The organism is Microbacterium sp. NPDC058389 (assembly GCF_042722305.1).
Taxonomy (GTDB): Bacteria; Actinomycetota; Actinomycetes; order Actinomycetales; family Microbacteriaceae; genus Microbacterium.
This window is the reverse complement of record NZ_JBHXJQ010000016.1, coordinates 1-23,452: the sequence shown is the minus strand read 5'-3', so window position 1 is coordinate 23,452 and position 23,452 is coordinate 1. Positions and strand designations below refer to the sequence as shown.

Sequence of the window (23,452 nt, the reverse complement as noted above, 5' to 3'; positions counted from 1 at the left end):
TCCCCGTCTCTCGTCACCAGGTCGCGACGTACTCCGAGCGGCGCACGAGCGCGGCCTGCTCGACGAGCGGCAGCGAGCGGTCGACGGCCTGCACGACGCGACGGGCGACCTCGGGCGAGCTCAGCCGGTAATCGGTGAAGTCGCTGTTGGACGCGTACACGCCGATCGGCAGCGTCAGCGCCTGGAAGAAGCCGAACAGCGGGCGCAGCTGGTGCTCGATGATGAGCGCATGCCGTTCGCCGCCCCCGGTCGCGGCCAGGAGCACCGGGGTGCCGACGAGGTCGTACTGCCCGACGAAGTCGAACAGGTGCTTGAACAGTCCCGTGAACGAGGCGCGGTAGACCGGGCTCGCGACGACCAGCAGGTCGGCGGACTCGATCGCGCGCAGCGCGTGCTCCACTTCGGCGGCGACGTCTTCGCGGCGCAGCGCCCCGGCGAAGCCCGGCCCGAGGGCAGCGACCTCGACCAGCTCGGTCTCGGCGGCGACACGCTCGGCGACCCCGGCGAGGATCGTGCGGACGAGCGCCGTCGTGCGGCTCGGCTCCTGCAGCGACCCCGACACCCCGACCACCCGCAGCGGCCGCAGGGCGCCGCCACCGGCGTCCGGATGCGAGGACCCCGCCGCACCGTGCGCCGCCGCGATCCCGGCGGCGGTCGCGGCCGCGAGCTCGACGGCACTCACGACGCGTCCTCCGGGGGCGCGACCGGACGGCCGATCGAGAGCATCAGGCGGTTCGCCCAGTTGAAGAACGCGGCGCCGTGGATGACGTCCGAGATCTCGAGGTCGTCCAGGCCCGCCCCGCGCAGGCGTGCCACGTGGGTCTCGTCGAACGCGAGCGGCGTCGCGGTGAGGGCGGCCGCGGCTGCGACGATCGCGTTCCATCGCTCGCCGAGGTCCGCGTCGATGCCCTCGACCAGCAGCCGGTCGACGAACTCGGGCGACTTCGAGAAGTGCGTCGCGAAGCGCGCATGCACCGAGGCGCAGAACACGCACCCGTTGACGCGCGACGCGGCGGTCGCTGCCAGCTCGCGCTCGGCACGCGGCAGCCCCTCGGCGGTGTTGTAGAAGATGTCCTTGTCGACGAGCGTGCGGGCACGCAGGATCTCGGGGTCGCGGACGAGCAGCCGGAAGTAGTCGCTCGACGCCCGCGGCCGGTCGACGAGGCCGTCGTAGTGGCGCTCGGTCAGCTCGTCGACGGGCAGGGGCTCCAGCCACGGGAGCCACCCCACCTCGGCGCGCGTGAACGCGTGGGGGTGCGGCGCGTCGTGCGTCAGGACGACGGCTTCGGTCGTGGTGCCGGTCATGCGGAGACCTCCTCGGACGATGCGGATGCGGAGACGGACGGAGCGAGGGCGCGAAGTCCCGCCGCGACGCGCTGCTGGAACGCCAGGAACGACACCAGCTGCGACAGCGTCACGACCCCGTCGACGCTCCAGCCGGCGTCGACGAGCCGCGTCTGGGCGGCGGCATCCGCCTCCCGCGGCCGGAACGTGAGCAGGTGTGCGTGCGCCAGCGCGGCGGTGAGACGCTCCCCCAAGGCGTCGCGGGCAGCGATGCCGGGCTCGTACCGCCGTCCGTCGGTGCTCTCGCCCACGAGGCCGTCCTCGCGGTAGGCGCCGAAGGGCCCCGCCGTGGCGGCGGCGGATGCCTCGGCCAGGACGATCTCGGTGCGCCGGGCGTCGACGGCGGCTGCGGCATCCGCGTAGAAGGCCGCCGTCGCGTCGTCGGCCGTCGAACGGGTCGCGAACGCGGCGACGAGCAGGCGCTCCTCGAGCGGGAACGCGGTGTCGTCGAGGGGAGCGAACAGGGCGTCGTAGCTGGCCTGCAGCTGGTCGCGGGTGACGGGCCGTCGGCGGCGCAGCGCGTCGAGCGGGTCGCCGGCGCGGACGCCGACGAGGTCGTCGACGACGTCGACGCCCTCGATGAGCTCAGGGGTGGTCATGAGGTCTCCTTTCCGAGACGGCCGAGGGGTTCGAGGGAGCGGTCGCGGCCGGCCCAGCCGAGCGCGGGGGCGACCTCGGTGGCGAAGAGCTCGATCGACCGCAGCACGAAGTCGTGCGGCGCGTCGACGGAGTGCACCTGGAAGGCGACCTCGGTCGCACGCGACAGGGTCGAGTCGGCAGCGAGCGACGCCGCGACCTCCTCGGGGGTGCCGAGGTGCGTGTCGGTCGCGGCGATGAGGTCGTCGAGCGCGTCCTCGGGCAGGTGGTGCCCCGACCGCCGCAGGCCCTCGGCCGCGCGCCGGAGTCCCACCTCGGCGAACCGCAGGGCGTCGGAGCGGTCATCGGCGACGAAGACGGTGCGGGATGCCGTCACCCGCGGCGCGACGCCGTCCGGCAGTGCATCCAGGTAGCGGTCGATGATCGGGTGCTGCAGCTCGGCGAGGCTCGCGGTGAGTGCGTCGACCGGCCGCGGCTGCGTGCGCGAGAGCAGCAGGCCGTGCCCGTGGACACCGGCGCGCGTGCCGCCCGCCGGCGAGAACGTCGCCTGCCAGACGCGGCCCGACAGCCCCGCGGCCGGCGGGTACAGCGTGTTGCCGCCACCGATCTCGCGGCCGGCGAGCGCGTCGACCAGCACCGTGAGCTTCTCGTCGTACACGGCCGCCTTCGCCGCGACGTCCTGCCCGAACGGCACGAACGACGACGGGGTGCCGCCGCTGCCTAGGCCCAGATCGATGCGTCCGCCCGACAGCAGGTCGGCGACGACGGCATCTTCGGCGACCCGCACCGGGTCCTCCAGCGGCAGCGTCACGACGCCCGTGCCGAGCCGGATCTCGCTCGTCGCGGCGGCGACGTGCGCGAGGAACACGAACGGCGCCGGGAGACCGCCTTCCGCGGCGCGGAAGTGGTGCTGCGCGACCCATGCGCGCCCGACGCCGAACCGTTCCGCGTGGCGGATCTGGTCTGTCGCGAGGCGGTATCGCTCGGCGGGTGGCGCCTCATCGAGCAGGCGGGTGAAGAAGGCCAGAGACGGCGCGGTCATGCCGCGACCTCCGATCGTCCGGGCACGGCTGCCAGCAGCTCGCGCGTGTACTCGTGGGTGGGGGCCGAGAAGAGGTCCTCGGTGCTGCCGGCCTCGACGACCCGGCCGCGGCGCATCACCGACACGGTGTGGCTGATGCGGCGCACAACGGCGAGGTCGTGCGAGATGAACAGGTAGGTGAGCCCGAGCTCCTGCTGCAGCGACTCGAGCAGCTCGAGGATGCGTGCCTGCACGGTCACGTCCAGCGCCGACACCGCCTCGTCGAGCACGACGACGTCCGGCCGGATGGCGAGGGCGCGGGCGATCGCGACGCGCTGCCGCTGGCCGCCCGACAGTTCGCGCGGCGAGCGCTCCAGGACGTCGGCAGGGAGCGCGACGCGGTCGATCAGCTCCGCCGCGCGGCTGTGGCGCTCGGCCCGCGTGCCCTCGCGGAAGTTGTGCAGCGGCTCCGCGACGATCTGCGCGACGCTCTGGCGGGGGTCCAGCGACGAGAACGGGTTCTGATAGACGAGCTGGATGCGGCGGCGGAGCTGCCGCAGGCCGTCACCGCGCAGCCCCGCGATGTCGCCGAGCTCCCCGGAGGCGTCGGCGAGCTCGATGCGACCGGCGTCCGGCTGCAGGAACCTCGTCACGAGACGTGCCGTCGTGGTCTTGCCCGACCCCGACTCGCCCACCAGCGCATGGGTCGTGCCGCGGCGGACCTGGAACGACACGTCGTCCACCGCGCGGAACGCCTCGCGCCCGCGCACCGCGAACTCCTTGACGAGCCCCTCGGCCACGATGGCGTAGGGGTTCTCGGCCGCGGCGGCCGCGGCATCCCGCAGGAACAGGGGCGGTGCGGGGCGACGGAAGTCCTCCGTCGCCAGCGCCGGCGCGTCGGCCAGCAGCTGCCGCGTGTACGGATCCGACGGAGACGACAGGATGCCGGCGCTCGGCCCCTGCTCGACGACCCTGCCGTGGTTCAGCACCACGAGACGCTGCGCGCGGTCGGCGGCGACTCCGAGGTCGTGCGTGACGAGGAGCACCGCCGTGCCCTCCTCGCGGCGCAGATCGTCGATGAGGTCGAGGATGCGCCGCTGCACCGTGGCGTCGAGCGCGCTGGTCGGCTCGTCCGCGATGATCAGCCGCGGACGCAGCGCGATCGCGGTCGCGATGAGCACGCGCTGCCGCATCCCGCCCGACAGCTCGTGCGGATACTGCCGGGCCCGCAGCGCCGGGTCGTCGAGCCCGACCCGCTCGAGCAGCTCGAGCACGCGCCCGCGGCGGGCGGCGGCATCCCGGACGCCGTGCACCCGGAGGATCTCGCCCACCTGCACGCCCACCGGGCGCACCGGGTCGAGCGACGACACCGGGTCCTGGGGCACGAGGCCGACCTGCGCTCCGCGGACGCTCCGCAGCCGCTTCTGGTTCCAGCCGGTGATGTCGACGCCGCCGAGCGCGATCGAACCGCCGTCGACACGTCCGCCCTCCGGCAGCAGCCCGATGAGGGCATGCGCGGTGGTCGACTTGCCCGAGCCGGACTCGCCGACGAGGGCCACGACCTCGCCCTCCTCGACCGTCACGTCGACGCCGTGGACGACCTCCCGACGGCCGGTGCGGGTCTGGTACGACACCCGCAGGTCGTGCACGTCGAGCACGCTCATCGCGTCCTCCTTCCGATCGACTGGCTGATGCGGTTGGCGCTCAGCACCACGACGAGCACGACGAGGCCGGGCAGCGTCGTGAGCCACCACGCCGTCGCGACGTAGTTGCGCCCCTCGGCGATGAGCAGGCCCCACTCGGGGGTCGGCGGCGGCGCGCCGTAGCCGAGGAAGCCGAGGGTCGAGATCGCGAGGATCGCGCCGCCGAATTGCAGCGCGGCCAGGCCCACGACCGCGGTGAGCGAGTTGGGCAGCACGTGCCGGCGCAGCACAGCCGCGAACGAGCCGCCACTGCCGAACGCCGCCTCGACGTAGTCCGTGCGACGCACGCGCACCACCTCGGACCGCGACAGCCGCGCGAACGACGCGACGCTGCCGATGCCTACGGCGATCGCCGCGTTCACCGTGCCGAAGCCCAGCAGGATGATCACCGACAGCGACAGCAGCAGGCCGGGGATCGACAGCAGCACGTCGACGACCCGCATCAGCACGTCGTCGAGCCAGCCGCCCACCGAGCCGGCGACGACGCCGAGCAGCGTGCCCGCCGCCAGGCCGACCGTCACGGCGATGAGGGCGCCCGACAGCGAGTGGATCGCGCCGTACACGACGCGCGCGTACAGGTCGCGGCCGATCGCGTCGGTGCCGAACCAGTGCTCGGGACTCGGCGGCAACAGCTTCTGCGCGGGGACCCCGTCGATCGGGTCGTACGACGTGAACAGCCACGGCGCCGCCGCCCACAGCACGGCGATGACGATCACCGCGACCGCGACGACGAGGGTCCACGACGGACGTCGCCCCTGCGCGAACAGCCGTGCGACGTTCGCGCGGCGCGACGGCTGGCCCTCGGGAGCGCCCGCGTCACGCGCGACCGGGTCGAGGACGGTTCCGGATGCCTCGTCCCGCGCGATCGCGGCGGTGGCAGCATCCACTCTTTCGCTGGTCTGAGTGCTCATGCGGAGGCCTCCTGGAGGACGGGGGCGGAGGACGGGCGTGCGGAGCGCGAACCGCGACGCAGCCGCGGGTCGAGCACCGGGTAGAGCAGGTCGACCACGAGGTTGACGATGACGAACGTCAGTGCCGCGAGCACGACGATGCCCTGCAGCACCGGGATGTCCTGGCTGGAGACGGCCTGCTCGGTGATGCGGCCGATGCCGGTGCGGCCGTACACCGTCTCGGTCACGACCGCGCCGCCGATCAGCTCGCCGAACAGCACGCCGGCGATCGTGAGCGTCGGCAGCAGGGCGTTGCGCGCCACCGACCGCCACAGCACCCACGACGGTGACGCGCCCTTGGCGCGCACCACCGTCACGAAGGGCTGCAGCTGCACCTCGTCGATGCTGCGCACGAGGATCTGCGCGAGCGGCGCCGAGATCGGCACGGCCAGCGTGATCACGGGGAGGATGAGCCCCACCGCCGGGTCGGCCGCGACGATCGGCACCCAGCCCAGGCCGAACGAGAACACCTGGATGAGGAGGATGCCGAGCCAGAACACCGGCACCGCGACGAACACGCCCGGGAGGGCCTGCAGCCCCTGACGCAGCCAGCCGAAGGGCGACAGCGTCGAGAGGAACGCGATGGCGAACGCGATGACCGCCGCGAGCACGAACCCGAGGCCCGCGAGCACCGCCGTCGCCGGAAGGGCCTCGCCGATGAGCTGCAGCACCGGTGTGCCGTACTGCGTCGAGTAGCCGAAGTCGCCATGGGCGTACCCCGTCAGCGTGGCCCAGTACTGCTCCCACCACGACGAGTCGACGCCGTACGCGACGCGGATCTGCTCGATCTGCTCCGCACTCAACCCGAGCGAGGGGTCCTCGTACTTGATCAGGATCGCGTCACCCGGCAGCAGCTGCAGCAGGATGAACGTGGCCGTGAAGGCCGCGATCAGAACGATCGCGGCCTGCCCGGCGCGTCTCAGCGCGTAGCTCATCGACTCTTCGGTCCTACTTCTTCTTGTCGAGCCACACGTCGTAGAACAGCGGGCGCGCGACCGACTCGAACTCGATGCCCTGCACGTACGGCGCGGCGCCGTAGACCTGCGGTTCCTCGAACAGCGGGATCACGTACGCCTGCTCGGCGAGGTAGTCCTGCACGGCCTGCGATGCCTCGACGCGGGCGTCGGGGTCGGCCGTGGACGCGACGGCGAGCAGCAGCTCGTCGAGCTTCGCGTCGTCCGACAGCAGCGTGTTGCGGTTCTTCGTGTAGTACTGGCTCTTGATGACGTCGAGGTCCGCGCGGCCGACCATCGAGTGGTACAGCGGGGTCTTGAGCGGGTCCTTGATGTCTTCGGCGTAGCTGCCGGCGTCGGCCGACTTGACGTTGAGCTCGACGCCGATCTTCTTGAGCTGCTGCGACACGAGCTCGAGCGTCTGCTTCGACAGCGGCTGGGCCTTGGCCTCATAGACGTCGAGCGACAGGCGCTGGCCGTCCTTCTCGCGGATGCCGTCGGCGCCCTCGTCCCAGCCGGCCTGGTCGAGCAGCTTCGCGGCCTTCTTCGGGTCGTACTCGTAGTACTCCGACTCGTCCTTGTAGCCGAGGGCGGTCGAGCTGAGCGCCGACGTGGCGCGCGGGTAGTTGGCGGTGAACACGGTGTCGACGACCTCCTGGCTGTCGACGCCGGCAACCAGCGCCTGGCGCACCTTGATGTCGCTGAGGATCGGGTTGGTGAAGCGGAGGCTCAGCGAGTTGTTCACGCCGCGGGTCTGCGGGGCGTACAGGTCGAAGCCGCCGGACTCGACCCGCGCCTCGTCGAACGCCTGCACGTAGCGGATGTAGTCCGCCTGGCCCGACAGCAGCGAGCCGATGCGCACGCTGTCCTCGGGCGTGACGATCAGGTGGATCGTGTCGAGGTAGGCACGGCCCTGGTGCTCCGAGCTCGGCGGCGCCCAGTCGTAGTCGTCGCGTGCCTCCAGCGTCAGCTCGGTGCCGAGCTTCTCGTCCGTGATCGTGAACGGACCCGTGCCGATGATGTCGGCGGCGTTCCCCGCGCCGAACTCCTCGAGCGTGCGGTCGAGCGTGGCCGGCGACAGCAGGCCCGAGTTGATGGTCGACGTCGCCTGCAGGAAGCCGGGCGCCGGAGCGCTGAAGCGGAACGTCACGGTGTCGGCGTCGACGACCTCGCTCGACGCGTAGTTGTTGATGGCCTCCGACACGGTCAGGCCGAGGTCGGGGGTGCCGAGTCCGTACGTGTCGAAGTTCTTCGCGACCGCCGCGGCGTCCAGCGGCGTGCCGTCCGAGAACGTGACGTCGTCGCGCAGGTCGAACGTGTACTCGGTCGCGTCGTCGTTCACGGTCCACTCGGTCGCGACCCACGGCTCGATCTCGAGCGTCTCGGGGTTCTGCCACGTCAGACGCGCGGTGATGTTGTTGACGAGGCCGCCGTTGGGGTAGAAGCCGGCCTGCGGCGGGTAGAGGTTCGTGTACGTCTGGTACTCGAGGTACGTCAGGGTGCCTCCGGTGACCGGGTCTCCGGCGGCGTCCCCGCCGGAGGCGGCGGGCTGCTGCGACGCGCATGCCGTGAGGGATGCCGCGGCGACGAGCACCGCGACGGCACCGGCGATGATTCGCGATGCGGGACGGGACATGTTCTCTCCTGGGTTCGGGCTGTTGCTGCAAGGTGTGTCGGCAACGCTAGGGAGCGGCATCCCACCCCCGTTCTTCGTGACGTCACGGCCGTTCACCGTCCGCAAGCGGAGGACACCGGGAGTCATGCGGGGTAACAGATGCCCGCTCGTTGAGCGAGCGAAGCGAGACGAAACGCCCGGGCCGACGAGGAACCGGAGTCACCCGTCGGTCGAGGCGTTTCGTCTGCGCGCGCGAGAGCGCGCTCCGCTCAACGACCGGACGCGAGTGCCTCGACGTGGGCGAGCCGTGGCGCCCCGAGCGCCAGCCGCTCACGCAGCGTGGCGCCCTGGCGGCCGATCAGCCCGCGGCGGCGGAGCTCCGGCACCGCGAGGGCCGTGAACGCCTCGAACTGCGCGGGCTGGAAGGCCGACAGCACGTTGAAGCCGTCGGCGGCGCCGGCATCGCGCCAGAGCTCGAAGTGGTCGGCGATCACCGACGGGTCGCCGACGACGAAGTTCGCCGGCACCGCGTGCGCCGCGACCAGGTGCCGCCACGTGACCGGGTGGTCGCCGCCGAGGCCCCGCCCGGTCCGGGCGCGCACGACGTCGAGAGTGCGCACGGCCGCCTCGGCGAACGTCGCCGCGGTCGCGGCCGGCACCGGGTCGTCGACGGCCGCCGCGCGCGCCGGGTCGTCCGGGGCGATGGCGGCGACATCGAGGAACGAGCCGAGCGACCGGTTCGCCGGGAACCCGGGTCGCTGCGCATGCGCCGACGCGCCGTCGTCCAGCGGCACGAGCAGCAGCAGCCGGTCCACGATCGCGCGCGCGGCGGCGTCCGTCTCGGCCACCACCGGCAGCACCGGCACGATCACCTTGAGGTCTTCGGGGTCGCGACCGGATGCCGCCGCCAGGGCTCGCAGCTCGGCCCGCGTTGCGGCGGCCACAGCCGGGTCGCCCGCGGCGATCAGGGCGAGGTCGGCCTCGGTCGCGGCGAGCGCGCGCGAGCGCGGCGACGTGCCGGCGTGCACGATGGGCGGGTGCCCCTGCGGCGGCCGGGCGACGTTGAGCGGGCCCTCGACGCGCACCTGCGTGCCCTGGAGGGCGGCGGTCCGCAGGCGTTCGGCGTCGATCAGGATGCCGCTGTCGGGGTCGGCGATCCAGGCGTCCTCGTCCCACGACTCCCACAGCAGCCGCAGCGCCTGGACGAACTCCTCGGCACGGTCGTAACGGGTCTCGTTGTCGGCGTGGGCGTCACGGCCGTGGTTGGCGGCAGCGCGCGGCTCCGCACCGGTGACGAGGTTCACCCCGGCGCGTCCGCCGGTGAGCAGATCGAGGGATGCCGTCGCCCGCGCCGTCGCGTAGGGGTCGGCGTACGTGGAGTTCACGGTCGCGATGAGCCCGATGCGCTCGGTGATGCCCGCGAGGAACAGCACCGCGCTCACCGGGTCGATGCGCGCGAGCAGGTACGGGTCTCGGAACTCCAGATCGGGCCCGGTGGCGAGCCAGTCGCCGAAGAACAGGTAGTCAAGGTCGGCGTCCTCGGCGAGCTCAGCGACGCGGCGCAGCACGGCGGCGTCCGTCCGGGGATCGGCGTGCGCGCCCGGGTGCCGCCACCCCGAGGGGTACGCGCCGAGCGTGCGCACCATGGCGCCGACGATGAGGGGCCCGGTGGCGGCATCCGTCATACCGGCACCACGTCCAGCGAGGGCGCCGAGCCGACGGCGGCGAGCCGGCCGCGCGAGCGCGACCACTGGCTCCACGACCCGGGGTACACGACGACGTCGATGCCCGCCAGCGCTCCGGCGAGCGCCGTGTGGGTGGCGGCGATGCCGGAGCCGCAGTACGCGGCCACCGAGACGCCCTCCGCCACACCCGCCGCCGCGAACTCGGCGCGGATCTCGTCGGGCGTGCGGAACCGGCCCGCGGTCAGATGCACGGTCGTCGGCAGGTTGACGGCGCCGGGGATGTGCCCGCCGACCGGATCGTGCGGCTCGGAGTCGCCGCGGTAGCGGTCGGGCGCGCGCACGTCGAGCAGCAGGCCGTGGTCGGGCCATTCCTCGACGCCGTCGATGTCGGCGACGCCCTCGGTGATCTCGCCGAGCACGACGTCCCCCGGCGGGCGGGGCAGCACGTCGCCGGTGTCCAGCGGCAGCCGTTCGGTGAGCCAGCCGCGCAGGCCGCCGTCGAGCACCCGCACGTCGGCGATGCCCGACCGCGTCAGCACCCACCAGGCGCGCGCCGCGGCGACGGAGTGCACGTCGTCGTACGTGACGACGGTGTCGCCCTGGTGGATGCCCCACCGCCGGGCCGCGGCCTGCAGCTGCTCGCGCGAGGGAAGGGGATGCCGCCCCTCCCGCGGATCGCCACGCCGTGCCAGCTCGTGGTCGAGGTCGACGTAGACGGCGCCGGGCAGGTGCCCGTCGAGGTACGCCGGGCGTCCTTCCGGCTGGTCGAGACGCCAGCGCACGTCCAGGATCCGCGGCGGGGTGCCGCTGCGGATGAGGTCGGCGAGCTCGGTCGGCGAGATGAGTGGGGAAGGCATGGGGTCATGCTCGCGCCGCCGCGCCGGGCACGGAACGGTATGACGACACATGCCGCGACCGGGCGTCATACGCCGCGATACGGCGTCATGCGACGTCACACGCAGTCACCCTCGGCGAGTGACGCGCGCGCCCGCGCCGCGCCCCTACGCTCCGGGGAGAACGTCAGGAGAAGTGGATGCCGCACACCCAGGATCCCCGCCCGGCGAAGCCGCTGCGCGGCCTGCGCGCACGCCGCGCGATCGCCGGCCTGGCAGTCGTGGCCGCCGCGGCCCTCCTCGCGGGCTGCGGAACCGGCATCTTCCCGATGCCGACCGCACTCCCGACCGATCTGCCCACGACACGTCCGACCGACCTGCTCCCCACGCGGAGCCCTTCTCCGACACCGACACCGACACCGACGCCCGAGCCGGCGCCGACTCCGACGCGCACCGGCGTCCTCCCACCCCTGCCGACCCCGACCGTGGCGCCGGAACCCACGCCGACGCCGACACCGACGCAGGAGCCGGCACCCGAGCCGACGTCGACCGTCGCGCCGGAGCCGACGGTGGTTCCCGTGCCGGAGCCCACGGCGGCTCAGACGCCGACACCGACGTCAACCCCGACGCCCACACCCACACCGACCGCCTCGCCGACGCCCACGCCCACGCCCACGCCCACGCCCACCGCCGACGCGTCGGACGCCGATGTCACCGCCGCGAGCTGGGTGCCCTGGGTCGCGCTGCTGGTGCTGCTCGTGGGCGGCGCGGTCACGTACCTGATCGTGCGCAGACCTCGGCGTTCCGGCCCGACGCCGCCCGCCTAGCCTCGGCGACGATCAGCCCCGCAGGGCGAGGACGAACGGCAGCACGGCCGTCGCCCCGGCGCGGCGCAGCTCGCGCGCGGCGACGGTGAGCGTCCAGCCGCTGTCGAGGCGGTCGTCCACCAGCAGCACCGGCCCGGGGGGAACGTCGAGGCCCTCCGCCGAGAACCGGCCCCACACGCCCGCGACTCTGAACGCGCTGTTGCCACCCGCCTGCCCGGTGGGTCCGCCGTCCACGAGGTCGAGTGCACCGAGGTAGGGCAGGCGTCCGATGCCGGCGAGCCCGCGGGCAAGGGAGTCGACGAGCTGCGGCTTCGTCCGGGACGGCATCGCGACGACGGCGACCGGCCGGTCCTCCCACTTCCACTCGGCGAGCACCCGCACGCAGGCGCCGAGCACGTTCTGCGGCACGGGCTGGTCGGCCGCGCCGGCGGCGAACAGGTCGCGCATCGCCCCGCCCCAGCCGAGGTCGGTCAGGCGCGCGAGGGCGCGGCCCTCGGTCGCCTGCTCATCGGCGGCGATGCGTCCCTTGACGGCCACGCCCAGGCGGTCGGCCCCGGTCGGCCACTGCCGGCGCGGCTCGATCGGCACGCCGACGCGGTCGAGCGCAGCGGTGGCGGCATCCGCCGCGGTGGCGGCGATCTCGGTCGGGAACCACGGGCTGGCGCAGTTGTCGCAGCGCCCGCAGGGCGCGGCGGTCTCGTCGTCGAGCGACCGCTGCAGGAACTCCATGCGACAGCCGTCGGTGTCTTCGTACTCGATCATGTGCTGCTGCTCAGCGACGCGCTCGGCCGCGATGCGACGGTAGCGCTCTTCGTCGTAGGCCCACGGCTGCCCGGTCGCGATCCAGCCACCGCGCACGCGTCCTACGGCGCCGTCCACGTCGAGCACCTTGAGCAGCAGCTCGAGCGGCGTGCGCCGGATGTCGACGATCGCCTCCAGCGCGGGCGTCGACAGCGGCCCGCCCGCCTGCGCCAGCGCCGACAGGACGCGCTCGGCGCGCTCGCGGTCGGGCATCGAGGCGGTCGCGAAGTAATGCCAGATCTCGCGATCCTCGGTGCCGGGCAGGAGCAGCACGTCCGCCGACGCGGTCGCACGACCGGCACGGCCGACCTGCTGGTAATACGACACCGGGGACGACGGCGCGCCCAGATGCACGACGAAGCCGAGGTCGGGCTTGTCGAACCCCATGCCGAGCGCACTGGTGGCGACGAGAGCCTTGACGCGGTTGTCCTTCAGCAGCGCCTCCGACTCCTCGCGCTCGTCGGTGTCGGTCTGCCCGGTGTACGCGCGGACGTCGTACCCGCGTTCACGCAGCAGCCGAGCAGTGTCGTTGGCCGCGGCGACGGTGAGCGTGTAGATGATGCCCGACCCCGGCAGGTCGCCGAGGTGGCTGATGAGCCACGCGAGCCTGCTGGGCGAATCGGGCAGGCGCAGCACGCCCAACCGCAGCGACGCGCGTGCGAGCGGGCCGCGGATGGTCAGCACGCCGGGGTCTGCGGCACTTGTGCTGAGCGAGGGACGAGACGAAGCATCCCCGGTCCGGGCGTCGAGCTGCTCGGCGACGTCGGCCACCACCCGGCTGTTGGCCGTGGCGGTCGTGGCGAGCACCGGCACCCCCGCGGGCATGCGGGCGATGAGGTCGCGCAGGCGCCGGTAGTCGGGCCGGAAGTCGTGGCCCCAGTCGCTGATGCAGTGCGCCTCGTCGACCACCAGCAGCCCGATGCGCGCGACGAGCTGCGGCAGCTGCTCGTCGCGGAACGACGGGTTGTTCAGGCGCTCGGGCGACACCAGCAGCACGTCGACCTCGTCGGCGTCGAGCTGTGCGAGCACATCGGTCCACTCGTGCGCGTTCGTCGAGTCGATCTTGACCGCGCGGACGCCGGCGCGGGCGGCGGCGGCGATCTGGTCGCGCATCAGGGCGAGCAGCGGCGAGACCAGGACGGTCGGCCCCGCGCCGCGCCGGCGGAGCAGGAGCGTCGACACGAAGTAGACGGCCGATTTGCCCCAGCCGGTGCGCTGCACGACGAGTGCGCGGCGCCGATCATCGACGAGGGCCTGGATCGCCTCGAACTGCCCGTCGTGGAACTCGGCGTCGTCGCGGCCGACGAGAGCGCGCAGCACCTCGAGGGCTTCGGTGCGGGTGTCGGTCGTCGCTGTCACGCGTTCCACCCTGCCTCATGCCGCTGACATCCGCCGCCCCGCCGGCGGCGGCCTGTGAAGCTGGCCGGTGGTCCAGCGTGCAGCACCCCGCTGGGGAGGAGTCGTGCCCGTGCTACCGTGGCCGCGACGGAGGGAGGCCCCGTGTTCGACGCCATCGGCATCACGCTGCGCGCCCTCGTCGAGCTCCTGGCGGCCGTGATCCGCCCCGCGGCCGAGCTGATCGCCGCCACCGCCCGCCCGCTGTTCGAGACGGCTCCGCTCGCGACGGACACCGGCGCGCTCGTCCTCGCGGTGACGCTCGTCGCCGCCCTCGCCGTGCTCGCCGTCGCGATCGCGCTGTTCCGGGCGCCGGCACGCACGGTCGCCGCCGGAGCGCATCCGCTCCGGGCGATCGCCGACGCGACGCGCCTCACGGCGTCGCACCCCGACGCGCCGGGGCACTCCCGTCCGCGCGCACCCGGGATCGCGGCCCCGGCCGCGTAGCCCACCGCGCACGTCCCGCCGAGCGGGCGTCCGCCGGTGCCCTCGTGGCCGCATGCCACGAACCGCACCGGACGAAACGGACATCCCTTGGACCTCTACGCCTTCCCACCCGTCGCCGCGATCCTCGACGCGGCCTACGCCCTGCTCATGCACCTCATCGCGCTGCTCGAGCCGGTCGCCGGAACCGCCGCGGCCGCGGCATCCGTCATCCTGCTGACCCTGGCGGTCCGCGCCGCCCTCATCCCGGTCGGGATCTCGCAGGCCCGGGCCGAGCAGACCCGCAGCCGGCTCGCACCGAAGCTGCGCGAGCTGCAGAAGCGCCACAAGCGCGACCCCGAGCGCCTGCAGCGCGAGACGATGAAGCTCTACGCCGACGAGAAGACGTCGCCGTTCGCGGGCTGCCTGCCGATGCTCGCACAGGCGCCGGTCGTCGCGATCGTGTACGCGCTGTTCCTGCACCCCGCCATCGCCGGTCACGCCAACACTCTGCTGACGCAGCAGCTGCTCGGCGTCCCGCTCGGGCTCAGTGCGGTGGGCGCCGCGGCGTCCGGCGCCGCGACGCTCGCCACTGCCGCGGTGTTCGCGGGCGTGATCGCGGTGATCGTCGTGGTCGCCGAGCTGACCCGACGCGCGTTCCGTCCGCAGGTCGACGAATCACCGGATGCCTCGCCCCTCGCCGGCGCCGGCATGGCGCGGGTCGCCGGGGTGCTGCAGTTCACGACGGCGGTCTTCGCCCTGTTCGTGCCCCTGGCCGCCGCGCTCTATCTCGCGACGACGGTCGCCTGGACGCTCGCACAGCGGGTCGTGCTGCGCCGGAGGTTCCCGCTGGCGGCGCGATGACGGCGCGCCTGAGCTGTCGCACGGCGCGCCCACGGACAGGCGTCGCGCCCGCTCGGTGTCAGGGGATCCACTCCAGCGGCGGCCCCAGCCGGGCGGGCGCGATCGCAGGAGCGGGTTCGTGGTCGGGCTGCGCCGTCGACGCGGCCTGCGCCCGCAGCACGGGCACGGCGACGTCGAGCGGCGCGAACGGCAGGAACGTCCGCTCGAAGAGCCGAGCAAGCCGGCTCGACCAGCATGCGGCCGCACGCCTCCACGCCGCACGCAGCGCGGTTCCCGTCGGGGCGTGGTCACGGAACATGGGGCCTCCTCATCGTGATGAGGCCTCGTCGCCCGCGGTGATACCGCCCGAGCCTAGACCCCCGCGGCCTCGGCCTGCGGCATCCGCTCGCCCGCGGCCGCCGGCCGACGCAGTGCCGTGCCGAGAGCCAGGAAGAGCAGCACCATGCCCGCAGTGAGGAGGATGTGCCCCATGCCCGCGATCCCCGCGATGGCCTTGGACGACTCCTGCCCCAGCACGGTGAGCGAACCGTGCCAGATCAGCATCGCGGAGGTCACCACGACCCCGGCGTTGTAGACCCAGAAGAACCAGCCGAACAGCTTCGACGCCGACAGCGTGAACACCTTCTCGAGGACGAGCACGATCAGCAGGATGATGAAGCCGAGGGTCAGCAGGTGCGTGTGGGCGAGCCCGAGCTGTGTGAACTGCCCCTCGGGGAAGTCGTTGACCTTCGTGAACTCGCGGTAGAACAGGCCGGACACGACTCCGGCGAGCATGTAGCCGAAGGCGGCGTAGTAGAGCTTGCGCATGGCGTTCCTCTCGATCGTCCCTTCCAGGGTCGCTCGGGCGGGCCCGGGCGGGATCCACCGAAAGGTTGATCTCGGCGTCAGCCGTCCGCGGGCGTCCGTCGGGCCGCCCGGCGCAGCAGCAGCGCGCCGACGAGCCCCAGCAGCAGGAACAGCGACGCCACCAGCAGCGCCCAGCGCGTCGCGTCCGCGAACCCGGCGGCGAGCGCATCGACGGCCGCGGCGGTCTGGTCGCCGAGTGGGCCGGCGTCGCCCTGCGCGCGCAGCTGCGTGATGGTCGTCCCGGCGGACTGCCGCGTCGCCTCGGCGACGCTGTCGGCGGTGGAACCCGTGAACCCGGCCGAACTCAGCGCGGCCGGCAGCGTCAGCGCCAGCGCGATCGACAGCGCGGCGCCGGCGAACGCCGTGCCGAGTGCCGAGCCGACCTGGCGCACGGTGCTCTGCGTCGCCGACCCCTGGCCCGACTGGGCGACCGGCACGTCGCGCAGCACGGTGCCGGTGAGCTGAGCGGATGCCAGTCCCAGGCCCAGCCCGTAGACCACGAGCGGCAGCGCCACCAGCCAGCCCGGCGTGGTCGCGGTGACCACCAGCGCGACGGCGACGACGCCGGCGACCTCGAGGACGAGTCCGACCAGGACGGTCCCGGGGGCGCCGAACCGCGCGGCCACGTGGCGTGCCGCCGCTCCTGAGGCGAACGCGCCCAGCGCCATCGCGGCCAGCACGAGTCCCGCTCCCATCGCGTTCATGCCGAGCGCGTTGACGAGGTACAGGGGCAGCACGAAGATGATCGCGAACTCCCCCACGGCGACCGCGCCGGCGGTCACGTTCCCCCACGTGAACGTGGGGAGCCGGAACAGCTTCAGGTCCAGCAGGGCCGATCGCCCGTTGCGGGCGCGGTGGCGTTCCCACAGGACGAAGAGCACCAAGGACGTGACCGCGATCGCCAGAGTGATCGGGATGATCGAGATCGCGGCGTCCGCCGGCCACACCCAGCCGAAGATCTGGAACTCGGTCTTCGGACGGAACCATCCGAGGTCGGGGCCCTCGATGATCGAGAACACGAGGGCGCCGAATCCGATGGCCGACAGCAGCGCCCCGTCGACGTCGATGCCGGGGCCCCGCGTGCCGCCGCGGGTCTCGGGTACGACGAGCAGCACGGCGATGAACACGAGCGCGCCGACCGGCACGTTCACGAGGAAGATCCACTGCCACGACGCGTACTCGGTGAGCGCGCCGCCCGCCAGCGGACCCACCGCCGCCGCGCCGGAGATGACGGCGCCCCACACGCCGAAGGCGGCGGCCCGGTAGCGGCCGCGGAAGACGGCGTTCACCGTGGACAGGGTGGAAGGCATGATGAGCGCGGCGCCGACCGCCTGCACGGCGCGGGCCCCGATGAGCGGGCCGGATGCCTCGGCCATCGCCGCGAGGACGCTGCCGCCGACGAACACGCCGAGCCCGACGAGGAACAGCAGCCTGCGTCCCCAGCGGTCGGCGAGACGCCCGGTCGACAGCAGCAGCGCGGCCAGCACGGCCGCGTACAGGCTGCTCACCCACTGCGCGTCGGTGAGGTCCATCCCGAGGTCGGCGATGATGTCGGGCAGCGCGACGCCGACGATGGTGCCGTCGAGCACGATCATGCCGAGGCCGATCGAGAGCACGGCGAGCGCGAGCCAGTCGCGGCGCGTCGGAGCCGCGACGTCGTCGGTCTGCGGGACGGGGGCGGCGGCGCTCATAGGATGCCTCTCTCTTGGGCGACGGCGACGGCCCGCGATCTGGTGTCGACGCCGAGCTTGCCGAAGATGTGGACGAGGTGGGTCTTGACGGTCGCCTCGGTGACGAACAGGGATTTGGCGATCTGCGGGTTGGAGGCGCCGGTCGCGAGCAGCCGCAGCACGTCGAGCTCGCGGTCGGTGAGCCGCACCCGCGGGGCGCGCAGCACCTGCACGACGCGTGCGCTCAGTTCAGGGGTGAGCGCGAGCCGGCCGGCGGCGGCGTCGCGCACGGCGCGCACGATCGTGTCGGGCGGCGCGTCCTTCAGCACGTAGCCCGCGGCGCCGGCCTCGATCGCGCCGAGGATCTCGGCATCCCGGTCGAACGTCGTGAGGATCACGACGGCGGGCGCCGGCTCGAGGGCCCGCAGCGCGGCCGTGGTCTGCACGCCGTCCATGCCCTCACCCATCCGCAGGTCGCACAGGACGACCTCCGGGCGCTCGTGGTGCGCCAGGGCGACGGCCTCCTCGCCGGTGGCCGCCTCTCCGACGATCTCGATGCCGGGCTGCCCGGCGAACAGGGAGCGCACACCGGCGCGGACGATCGGGTGGTCATCGGCGATCAGCACCCGCAGCGCGGTCATCGCGCACCTCCTGTCATGATCGGCACCGACGCCGACAGCGCGACGCCCTCGCCGGGCGCGCTCTCGACGTCGAGCCCGCCCCCGAGCTCTCGCAGCCGTTCGCGCATCGCGCGCAGCCCGTAGCCTCCCGCGGGCCCGGTGGGGCGCGACGCCCAGCCTGTGGCGTCGAATCCCACCCCGTCGTCCACGATGTCCAGCCGCACCGTGTCGCCGCCGTCGGCCATCGTGACCACGACGCGGCTCGCCCCCGCGTGCAGCCGCACGTTGGCGAGTGCCGACTGCGCGGTCCTCAGCAGCGCGACCTCGGCCGCGACCGGCAGCGCCGGCAGCTCATCGTCGACGCGCAGCTCGGTATGCACGCCCGTCTCGTCTTCGAGACGCGTCAGCATTCGTCCCAGGGCGTCGGCCAGCGGCGATCCGTCCAGCTCGGCGGGCATGAGCGCCGCGACGATGCGGCGGGTGTCCGCCAGACCCTCGCGGGCGAGCTCGCCGATCTGGGCGAGGGCCCGGCTGGAGGCACTTGTGCTGAGCGAGGAACGAGACGAAGCATCCCGATCCTCCGCGTCGACGGAAGCCGACGTCGCGATCATGCGGATCGATGTCAGGCTCTGCGCCACCGTGTCGTGGATGTCGCGGGAGAGGCGGGTGCGCTCGGCGATGGCGCCGGCATCGCGCTGCGCCACGGCCAGCTCCTCCTGCAGCGCGGCGGTCTCCTGCTGAGCCGCGACCAGCGACGCGATGAGCCGCTGTCGCTCGCGCCCGTCGCGGACGAGCTCCAGGTAGCCCCGGGAGATCCCGAGCGCGAACACGCCGCCGACCGCCGGCCCGATGACGTTCGCGTAGCTGGTGGTGCCGGTGTGGACCACCGGAGCCGCGATCACCACGAGCAGGACCACCACGCTGAACGGGATCGCCCAGCGCATGCGCAGCACGAACCCCGCGAGCAGCCACAGCGGGAACGCGAGCCACACGAACTCCGGCGAGATGGCGACCGCGCCGACCCAGATGAGGGCGAGGCCGACGAGCCAGCCGGCGGCGAGTCCGCGGTCGCGCGTGCGCTCGCTGAGCAGCAGCCCGCCGAAGTACCAGCCCGCGAACACGACCGATACGGCGACGACCCACGGCACGGGGGTGCCGTCACCGACGGCACGGACGGCGCCGATCACGATCAGGGCTGCCGTGATGACGGCCTGCCCGACCCGGATCGACCCGACGAGCCCGCGCCACGACCGCACCGGCCGCGGCGGCGGGCCGCCGGACTCAGCCGACGGGCTCGCGGAGAGCTGCGACATCCCCGGGCACCCCCTCCTCTGGCACGGCGTCCCCGTCGCGCGAAGCCGGGACCCGCGGGATCCGGCCCGGCCACCACATGCGGTCGCCGACCAGCGAGAACAGCGCGGGCACGACGAGGGTGCGCACGACCAGGGTATCGACCAGCACGCCCACACCGACGATCAATCCGAGCTGGCCGAGCGTCACCAGAGGGAGCAGCCCGAGCGCCGCGAACACGCCCGCCAGGACGAGCCCGGCGCTCGTGATGACCCCGCCGGTCGCGGCGACGGCGTTCACCATCCCCGGCCGGGTGCCGACCATCGCCGCCTCGGCCCGCGCGCGATGCACGAGGAAGATCGTGTAGTCCACCCCCAGCGCCACGAGGAACAGGAACGCCAGCAGCGGCACCTGCAGGTCGAGCGCGGTCCAGCCGAACAGCGTGCGTCCGAGCCAGGCGCCGGCCCCGATCGCGGCTGTGGCGCTCAGCGCGTTGACCAGGAGCAGCACGAGCGGCGCGACGAGCGCCCGCAGCAGGAGGATCAGCACCGCGAGCGTGACGAGCAGCACGAGAGGCGCGATCACGAGGAAGTCCCGCACATTCGCGTCGCGCGCGTCGAGCGCCTGGCCGGCGGGTCCGCCGACGAGCGCGGAGCCGGAGGCCGCGTGCGCGGCGTCCCGCACATCCCGCACGAGCTGCAGGCTCTCGGGCGAGCCGGGCTCGGCGTCACCCACCACGAGCAGCCTCACGAGTGCGTCGTCGTCGCTCTCGGCCACGATGACCGCCCGCTCGACACCGGGGACGTCGTCGATGGCCGCCGTGACGGCATCCGCGTCGTCCGCCTCGGCGATCACGACCAGAGGCTCGGCCTCACCGGGCGAGAAGTGGTCGCCCAGCACCTCCAGCCCGATGGCCGACTCCGACGGCACCCGGAAGCGCTCGGCCTGCGTCAGGCCGAGCTGCATCCCGACGAGCCCGGTCGCCGAGACGGCGAGCAGCACGAGCCCGGCGAGCACCGGCAGAATGGGGCGGGCGACGACACGGGCGCCCAAGGCGCGCCAGGCGCCGACGCGTCGGGTGGGCCGACCCGGGCGCGGAACGAGCGGCCAGAACACCCCGCGGCCGCACACGGCCAGGGCGGGCGGCAGCACGAACAGCACGGCGGCGAGCGCGATCAGCAGACCCAGCGCCGAGGCGATGCCGAGGCCGCGGGTGCCGGGCACGACGGCGAGCAGCAGCGTCAGGAGCGACAGCACGACGGTGGCGTTGGAGGCCACGATCGCGGGGAGGCTCGCCCGCCAGGCGCGCGCGAGCGCGACGCGGTGGTCGGACTCCCTCAGCAGCTGTTCGCGGTACCGCGAGATCAGCAGCAGCGCGTAGTTGGTCCCCGCCCCGAACACGAGCACGCTGACGATGCCGGTGTCGAACTGCAGGTCGAGCGCTGTCCCGAGGGCGGCCGTGGCCTTGCTCGCGAGCTGGTCGGCGAACGCGACGACGACCAGCGGCACGAGCCACAGCACCGGGGAGCGGTAGGTCAGGATGAGCAGCAGTGCGACGATCCCGACGGTGACGAGCAGGAGCGTGAAGTCCGCGCCGTCGAACGCCGCCGCGACGTCGACGCCGAACGCGGCACCGCCCGTGACCTGCACCGAGACGCCGTCGATCGGCTCGTCGGCGATGGCGTCGCGGATGCCCTCGACGGCGTGTTCGGCCCCGTCGTCCTCGTCGCCGATCGACACGGTCGACTGGATGACGGCGGCTCCGCCGTCCTCGCTCGGAAAGGGCCCGACCGACGCGGCGCCGGTCTCGGCATCGATCGCCGTCGCCAGCGCCGTGAGCTCGGCGAGGTCGGCGGCCGTGAGCGCCCCGCCGTCGTCGCGGCTCGCGACGACGAGCAGCGTCTGCTCGTCGGCATCCGGGAACTGGTCCGACAGCGCCGCGACCTGGCCGCTCTCGGATTGCGGTGGCACCGGGTCGCTGCCCGCTGCGAGGTCGGCGCGGCCGAACACGCCGAGGAGGGCGACGAACGCCAGGACGCCGAGCGCGAGCGAGATCCAGGCGCCTCGACGAGAGGTCAGCCCGTGGGACAGGGAATCGATGAACCGGTGCACCCCTACACTCCACTCGCCGGCGTGGCATCCAGCGTCGCGCGCACAGTCGACCCCGGGATCAACCGATCGGTGGAGGCGGGGTGATCGCGCTCAGTCGTCTCGCGGATGCAGCAGGCCGCTCGCCGCCCCCAGCGCTGCGCCGACAAGCGTGTCGACGACCCGCTCGGCCGCGACGGCGACCGTGTCGACGGTTCCGGTGGCGGCTCCGGTGAGCAGCAGCACGAGCGGCGTGATGAACACCAGCGCCAGGGCGTAGTTGCGCACCACGAGCAGCTCGATCGTGAACTGCAGCAGGCCGAGCACGAGGGCGAGCCACAGCGGCGAGAGCGGCAGCGGGGCGAGCAGCAGATACACGCCGGCTCCCACCACCGTGCCGACCATGCGGTGCAGCCCACGGCTGAAGGCCGCACGGCGGTCCGCGGCGACGCCGACGACGGCGACCGCCGCTCCGACGATCCAGTACGCCCGATCCGGATCGAGCACGAGTCCCAGGCCGATGCCGACCACGGTCACCAGCGCGACGCGGGCGACCAGCATCCGCTCCCCGCCGGTCCACGCCGGGCCCGGGAGGATCTCGCGCAGCGGTCGCGCCGCCACTCGCCGCCGGCTCTGCAGCGCGAGCGGAGCGAGCGACACGGTGGAGGCGAACAGGATGCCGCACACCACGGCCACGACATAGACGACGGCTTCCGCGCCCGACGCGACGACGTGAGACGACAGCCCGTAGACGAGCACGACGAACAGCGGACCGGGCGGACCCACGCGGAACCCGAACATCGCGATCGCCGCCACGACGGCGACCACCGCGAGGCCGACGAGTGTCGCGGCCTGCGACGGAGCGGCGAGCGCACCGAGCACGGCCGCCGCGGCCAGCGCCCCGGCGACGAAGGGCACGACGCGGACGCGCTCGATCACCGGCAGGTGCGTGCCGTAGAGCGCGACGAAGGCTCCCGTCGCGGCCTGGAAGCCGAGGTCGGGGCGTCCGAGCAGCGACATCAGCGCGATCGGCACAGCCATCGCGATCGCGGCACGGAGCCCGATCGGCCAGCGGGGCGCGGGCGCGGGCGCGAGCCGGAACAGACTGGTCACCGCGTGGCGGAGGTCGGCAGAGAACCGGCGTGCGGGGTCGTGCTGCGGCATCCGGCCTCCTCTCCCCCTCCATCCTCCCGCGTCCGGGCAGAACTTCCAATCGGAGGTTTTCGGGCTCCACTCGGTATCATCGGGGCTATGACCTCCTCGCCCGCCGACGCGCCCCGGTCCCGCGGGCGCTACGCGAAGGGCATCGCCCGACGCCAGGAGATCCTCGACAAGGCCATCGAGGTGTTCGCCAGGCGCGGTTCGCAGAAGACGAGCCTGCGCGCGATCGCCGAGGAGGTCGGCGTGACGCACGCGGCACTCACCCACTACTTCGGCTCACTGGAAGAGCTGCTCGTCGCGGTCTACCGCGAATCCGAGCGCAAGGCCAACGGTGCGAAGGCGACGCCTCCTCCGGAGTCGAGCCCCGCGATGGCGATGCGCGTGTCGGCAGAGGAGAACCGCGCCATCCCCGGTCTGGTGCAGCTGTACTCGACCCTGGTCGCGATGGCCCTCGAAGACAACCACCCCGCCGCCCAGGAGTTCGCCACCGAGCGCTTCGCCCGGCTGCGCGAAGACATGGCGGAGCAGGTGCGCGGCCTGCAGGCATCCGGCCATCTCCGCCCGGACCTCGACCCGATGCTCGTCGCCGCGCTCGTGATCGCGGCCTCCGACGGCCTGCAGACCCAGTGGCTGCTCGACGCGACGGTCGACCACGAAGCTGCGCTCGTGATGCTGGACCGCCTGCTGCGCGGCGGCGCACCGGCCTGACCGGCTCGCCTCCCGACGAAAGACCGCGGGGGGGCCCGCGCGCGGCCGGGGGGCCCCG

General features: G+C 73.3%; 22 protein-coding genes. 4 read left to right on the top strand and 18 right to left on the bottom strand.

The window, feature by feature from the left end:
• Positions 1–13: 13 nt before the first annotated feature.
• The 10 genes from msuE to ACFWJ8_RS17360 form a co-directional block, all read right to left on the bottom strand.
• Positions 14–682, bottom strand: a complete 669-nt coding sequence (msuE, locus tag ACFWJ8_RS17405; protein ID WP_378813907.1) for an FMN reductase — start codon at positions 680–682, stop codon at positions 14–16.
• Positions 679–1,305: an alkylhydroperoxidase domain protein gene (locus tag ACFWJ8_RS17400; protein WP_378813905.1), complete on the bottom strand. Its 627-nt coding sequence runs from the start codon at positions 1,303–1,305 to the stop codon at positions 679–681. The genes msuE and ACFWJ8_RS17400 overlap by 4 nt, the downstream gene beginning before the upstream one ends.
• Positions 1,302–1,943: a CMD domain protein gene (locus tag ACFWJ8_RS17395; RefSeq protein WP_378813903.1), complete on the bottom strand. Its 642-nt coding sequence runs from the start codon at positions 1,941–1,943 to the stop codon at positions 1,302–1,304. The genes ACFWJ8_RS17400 and ACFWJ8_RS17395 overlap by 4 nt, the downstream gene beginning before the upstream one ends.
• Entirely contained in the window at positions 1,940–2,983 is a 1,044-nt protein-coding gene (locus ACFWJ8_RS17390) for a putative FMN-dependent luciferase-like monooxygenase (RefSeq protein WP_378813901.1), read from the bottom strand. The genes ACFWJ8_RS17395 and ACFWJ8_RS17390 overlap by 4 nt, the downstream gene beginning before the upstream one ends.
• Positions 2,980–4,626 (bottom strand): dipeptide ABC transporter ATP-binding protein, encoded by a 1,647-nt coding sequence (locus ACFWJ8_RS17385; protein WP_378813900.1) that lies wholly within the window; start codon positions 4,624–4,626, stop codon positions 2,980–2,982. The genes ACFWJ8_RS17390 and ACFWJ8_RS17385 overlap by 4 nt, the downstream gene beginning before the upstream one ends.
• Complete coding sequence (locus tag ACFWJ8_RS17380) at positions 4,623–5,576, bottom strand: ABC transporter permease (RefSeq protein WP_378813898.1); 954 nt, start codon at positions 5,574–5,576, stop codon at positions 4,623–4,625. The genes ACFWJ8_RS17385 and ACFWJ8_RS17380 overlap by 4 nt, the downstream gene beginning before the upstream one ends.
• Positions 5,573–6,550, bottom strand: coding sequence for an ABC transporter permease (locus ACFWJ8_RS17375; RefSeq protein ID WP_378813896.1), 978 nt, complete (start codon positions 6,548–6,550; stop codon positions 5,573–5,575). Before ACFWJ8_RS17375 ends, ACFWJ8_RS17380 begins: the two co-directional genes overlap by 4 nt.
• A 13-nt stretch (positions 6,551–6,563) precedes the next feature.
• The gene (locus ACFWJ8_RS17370; RefSeq protein WP_378813894.1) at positions 6,564–8,204 is read right to left on the bottom strand and encodes a TIGR04028 family ABC transporter substrate-binding protein; all 1,641 of its coding nucleotides are present in this window, start codon (positions 8,202–8,204) and stop codon (positions 6,564–6,566) included.
• Positions 8,205–8,452: 248 nt separating this feature from the next.
• On the bottom strand, positions 8,453–9,868 hold the full coding sequence (locus tag ACFWJ8_RS17365; RefSeq protein ID WP_378813892.1) for an NtaA/DmoA family FMN-dependent monooxygenase: 1,416 nt from the start codon (positions 9,866–9,868) through the stop codon (positions 8,453–8,455).
• Positions 9,865–10,725, bottom strand: a complete 861-nt coding sequence (locus ACFWJ8_RS17360) for a sulfurtransferase (protein ID WP_378813891.1) — start codon at positions 10,723–10,725, stop codon at positions 9,865–9,867. Before ACFWJ8_RS17360 ends, ACFWJ8_RS17365 begins: the two co-directional genes overlap by 4 nt.
• Before the next feature lie 176 nt (positions 10,726–10,901).
• Between ACFWJ8_RS17360 and ACFWJ8_RS17355 the strand changes: the two genes are divergently transcribed.
• Positions 10,902–11,528, top strand: coding sequence for a hypothetical protein (locus tag ACFWJ8_RS17355; RefSeq protein WP_378813890.1), 627 nt, complete (start codon positions 10,902–10,904; stop codon positions 11,526–11,528).
• 12 nt (positions 11,529–11,540) lie between these two features.
• Here the strand turns inward: ACFWJ8_RS17355 and ACFWJ8_RS17350 are convergent, their stop codons facing one another.
• Positions 11,541–13,688, bottom strand: coding sequence for a DEAD/DEAH box helicase (locus tag ACFWJ8_RS17350; RefSeq protein WP_378813889.1), 2,148 nt, complete (start codon positions 13,686–13,688; stop codon positions 11,541–11,543).
• A 141-nt stretch (positions 13,689–13,829) separates the two neighbouring features.
• On the opposite strand from ACFWJ8_RS17350, the gene ACFWJ8_RS17345 reads away from it, so the two are divergent.
• Positions 13,830–14,171, top strand: a complete 342-nt coding sequence (locus ACFWJ8_RS17345; RefSeq protein WP_378813888.1) for a DUF6412 domain-containing protein — start codon at positions 13,830–13,832, stop codon at positions 14,169–14,171.
• An 87-nt stretch (positions 14,172–14,258) separates the two neighbouring features.
• Positions 14,259–15,011: a YidC/Oxa1 family membrane protein insertase gene (locus ACFWJ8_RS17340; protein WP_378813886.1), complete on the top strand. Its 753-nt coding sequence runs from the start codon at positions 14,259–14,261 to the stop codon at positions 15,009–15,011.
• A gap of 58 nt (positions 15,012–15,069) precedes the next feature.
• Here ACFWJ8_RS17340 and ACFWJ8_RS17335 read toward each other — a convergent pair whose 3' ends face one another.
• The 7 genes from ACFWJ8_RS17335 to ACFWJ8_RS17305 all read right to left on the bottom strand — a co-directional run bounded on the left by ACFWJ8_RS17335 (position 15,070) and on the right by ACFWJ8_RS17305 (position 22,689).
• Positions 15,070–15,309 (bottom strand): hypothetical protein, encoded by a 240-nt coding sequence (locus ACFWJ8_RS17335; protein ID WP_378813884.1) that lies wholly within the window; start codon positions 15,307–15,309, stop codon positions 15,070–15,072.
• A 53-nt stretch (positions 15,310–15,362) separates the two neighbouring features.
• A complete protein-coding gene (locus ACFWJ8_RS17330) occupies positions 15,363–15,818 on the bottom strand; it encodes a DUF2871 domain-containing protein (protein ID WP_378813882.1) in 456 nt (151 codons plus the stop codon).
• A gap of 77 nt (positions 15,819–15,895) precedes the next feature.
• Positions 15,896–17,548, bottom strand: coding sequence for a DHA2 family efflux MFS transporter permease subunit (locus tag ACFWJ8_RS17325; protein ID WP_378813880.1), 1,653 nt, complete (start codon positions 17,546–17,548; stop codon positions 15,896–15,898).
• Positions 17,545–18,168 carry a response regulator gene (locus ACFWJ8_RS17320; RefSeq protein WP_378813879.1) on the bottom strand — a complete coding sequence of 208 codons (624 nt, stop codon included), beginning with the start codon at positions 18,166–18,168 and terminating at the stop codon, positions 17,545–17,547. The genes ACFWJ8_RS17325 and ACFWJ8_RS17320 overlap by 4 nt, the downstream gene beginning before the upstream one ends.
• Positions 18,165–19,460: a sensor histidine kinase gene (locus ACFWJ8_RS17315; RefSeq protein WP_378813877.1), complete on the bottom strand. Its 1,296-nt coding sequence runs from the start codon at positions 19,458–19,460 to the stop codon at positions 18,165–18,167. Before ACFWJ8_RS17315 ends, ACFWJ8_RS17320 begins: the two co-directional genes overlap by 4 nt.
• Positions 19,429–21,549 (bottom strand): MMPL family transporter, encoded by a 2,121-nt coding sequence (locus ACFWJ8_RS17310; RefSeq protein ID WP_378813876.1) that lies wholly within the window; start codon positions 21,547–21,549, stop codon positions 19,429–19,431. Before ACFWJ8_RS17310 ends, ACFWJ8_RS17315 begins: the two co-directional genes overlap by 32 nt.
• A 90-nt stretch (positions 21,550–21,639) precedes the next feature.
• A complete protein-coding gene (locus ACFWJ8_RS17305) occupies positions 21,640–22,689 on the bottom strand; it encodes an FUSC family protein (RefSeq protein ID WP_378813874.1) in 1,050 nt (349 codons plus the stop codon).
• An 87-nt stretch (positions 22,690–22,776) separates the two neighbouring features.
• Here ACFWJ8_RS17305 and ACFWJ8_RS17300 point away from each other — a divergent pair, with 87 nt between their 5' ends.
• On the top strand, positions 22,777–23,394 hold the full coding sequence (locus ACFWJ8_RS17300) for a TetR/AcrR family transcriptional regulator (protein ID WP_378813872.1): 618 nt from the start codon (positions 22,777–22,779) through the stop codon (positions 23,392–23,394).
• Positions 23,395–23,452 lie beyond the last annotated feature (58 nt).

Coding starts and splice junctions, on each gene's coding strand:
- ACFWJ8_RS17400 (WP_378813905.1), bottom strand. CDS start 1,305: ATGACCGGCACCACGACCGAAGCCGTCGTCCTGACGCACGACGCGCCG.
- ACFWJ8_RS17395 (WP_378813903.1), bottom strand. CDS start 1,943: ATGACCACCCCTGAGCTCATCGAGGGCGTCGACGTCGTCGACGACCTC.
- ACFWJ8_RS17390 (WP_378813901.1), bottom strand. CDS start 2,983: ATGACCGCGCCGTCTCTGGCCTTCTTCACCCGCCTGCTCGATGAGGCG.
- ACFWJ8_RS17385 (WP_378813900.1), bottom strand. CDS start 4,626: ATGAGCGTGCTCGACGTGCACGACCTGCGGGTGTCGTACCAGACCCGC.
- ACFWJ8_RS17380 (WP_378813898.1), bottom strand. CDS start 5,576: ATGAGCACTCAGACCAGCGAAAGAGTGGATGCTGCCACCGCCGCGATC.
- ACFWJ8_RS17375 (WP_378813896.1), bottom strand. CDS start 6,550: ATGAGCTACGCGCTGAGACGCGCCGGGCAGGCCGCGATCGTTCTGATC.
- ACFWJ8_RS17370 (WP_378813894.1), bottom strand. CDS start 8,204: ATGTCCCGTCCCGCATCGCGAATCATCGCCGGTGCCGTCGCGGTGCTC.
- ACFWJ8_RS17365 (WP_378813892.1), bottom strand. CDS start 9,868: ATGACGGATGCCGCCACCGGGCCCCTCATCGTCGGCGCCATGGTGCGC.
- ACFWJ8_RS17360 (WP_378813891.1), bottom strand. CDS start 10,725: ATGCCTTCCCCACTCATCTCGCCGACCGAGCTCGCCGACCTCATCCGC.
- ACFWJ8_RS17355 (WP_378813890.1), top strand. CDS start 10,902: ATGCCGCACACCCAGGATCCCCGCCCGGCGAAGCCGCTGCGCGGCCTG.
- ACFWJ8_RS17335 (WP_378813884.1), bottom strand. CDS start 15,309: ATGTTCCGTGACCACGCCCCGACGGGAACCGCGCTGCGTGCGGCGTGG.
- ACFWJ8_RS17330 (WP_378813882.1), bottom strand. CDS start 15,818: ATGCGCAAGCTCTACTACGCCGCCTTCGGCTACATGCTCGCCGGAGTC.
- ACFWJ8_RS17325 (WP_378813880.1), bottom strand. CDS start 17,548: ATGAGCGCCGCCGCCCCCGTCCCGCAGACCGACGACGTCGCGGCTCCG.
- ACFWJ8_RS17320 (WP_378813879.1), bottom strand. CDS start 18,168: ATGACCGCGCTGCGGGTGCTGATCGCCGATGACCACCCGATCGTCCGC.
- ACFWJ8_RS17315 (WP_378813877.1), bottom strand. CDS start 19,460: ATGTCGCAGCTCTCCGCGAGCCCGTCGGCTGAGTCCGGCGGCCCGCCG.
- ACFWJ8_RS17305 (WP_378813874.1), bottom strand. CDS start 22,689: ATGCCGCAGCACGACCCCGCACGCCGGTTCTCTGCCGACCTCCGCCAC.
- ACFWJ8_RS17300 (WP_378813872.1), top strand. CDS start 22,777: ATGACCTCCTCGCCCGCCGACGCGCCCCGGTCCCGCGGGCGCTACGCG.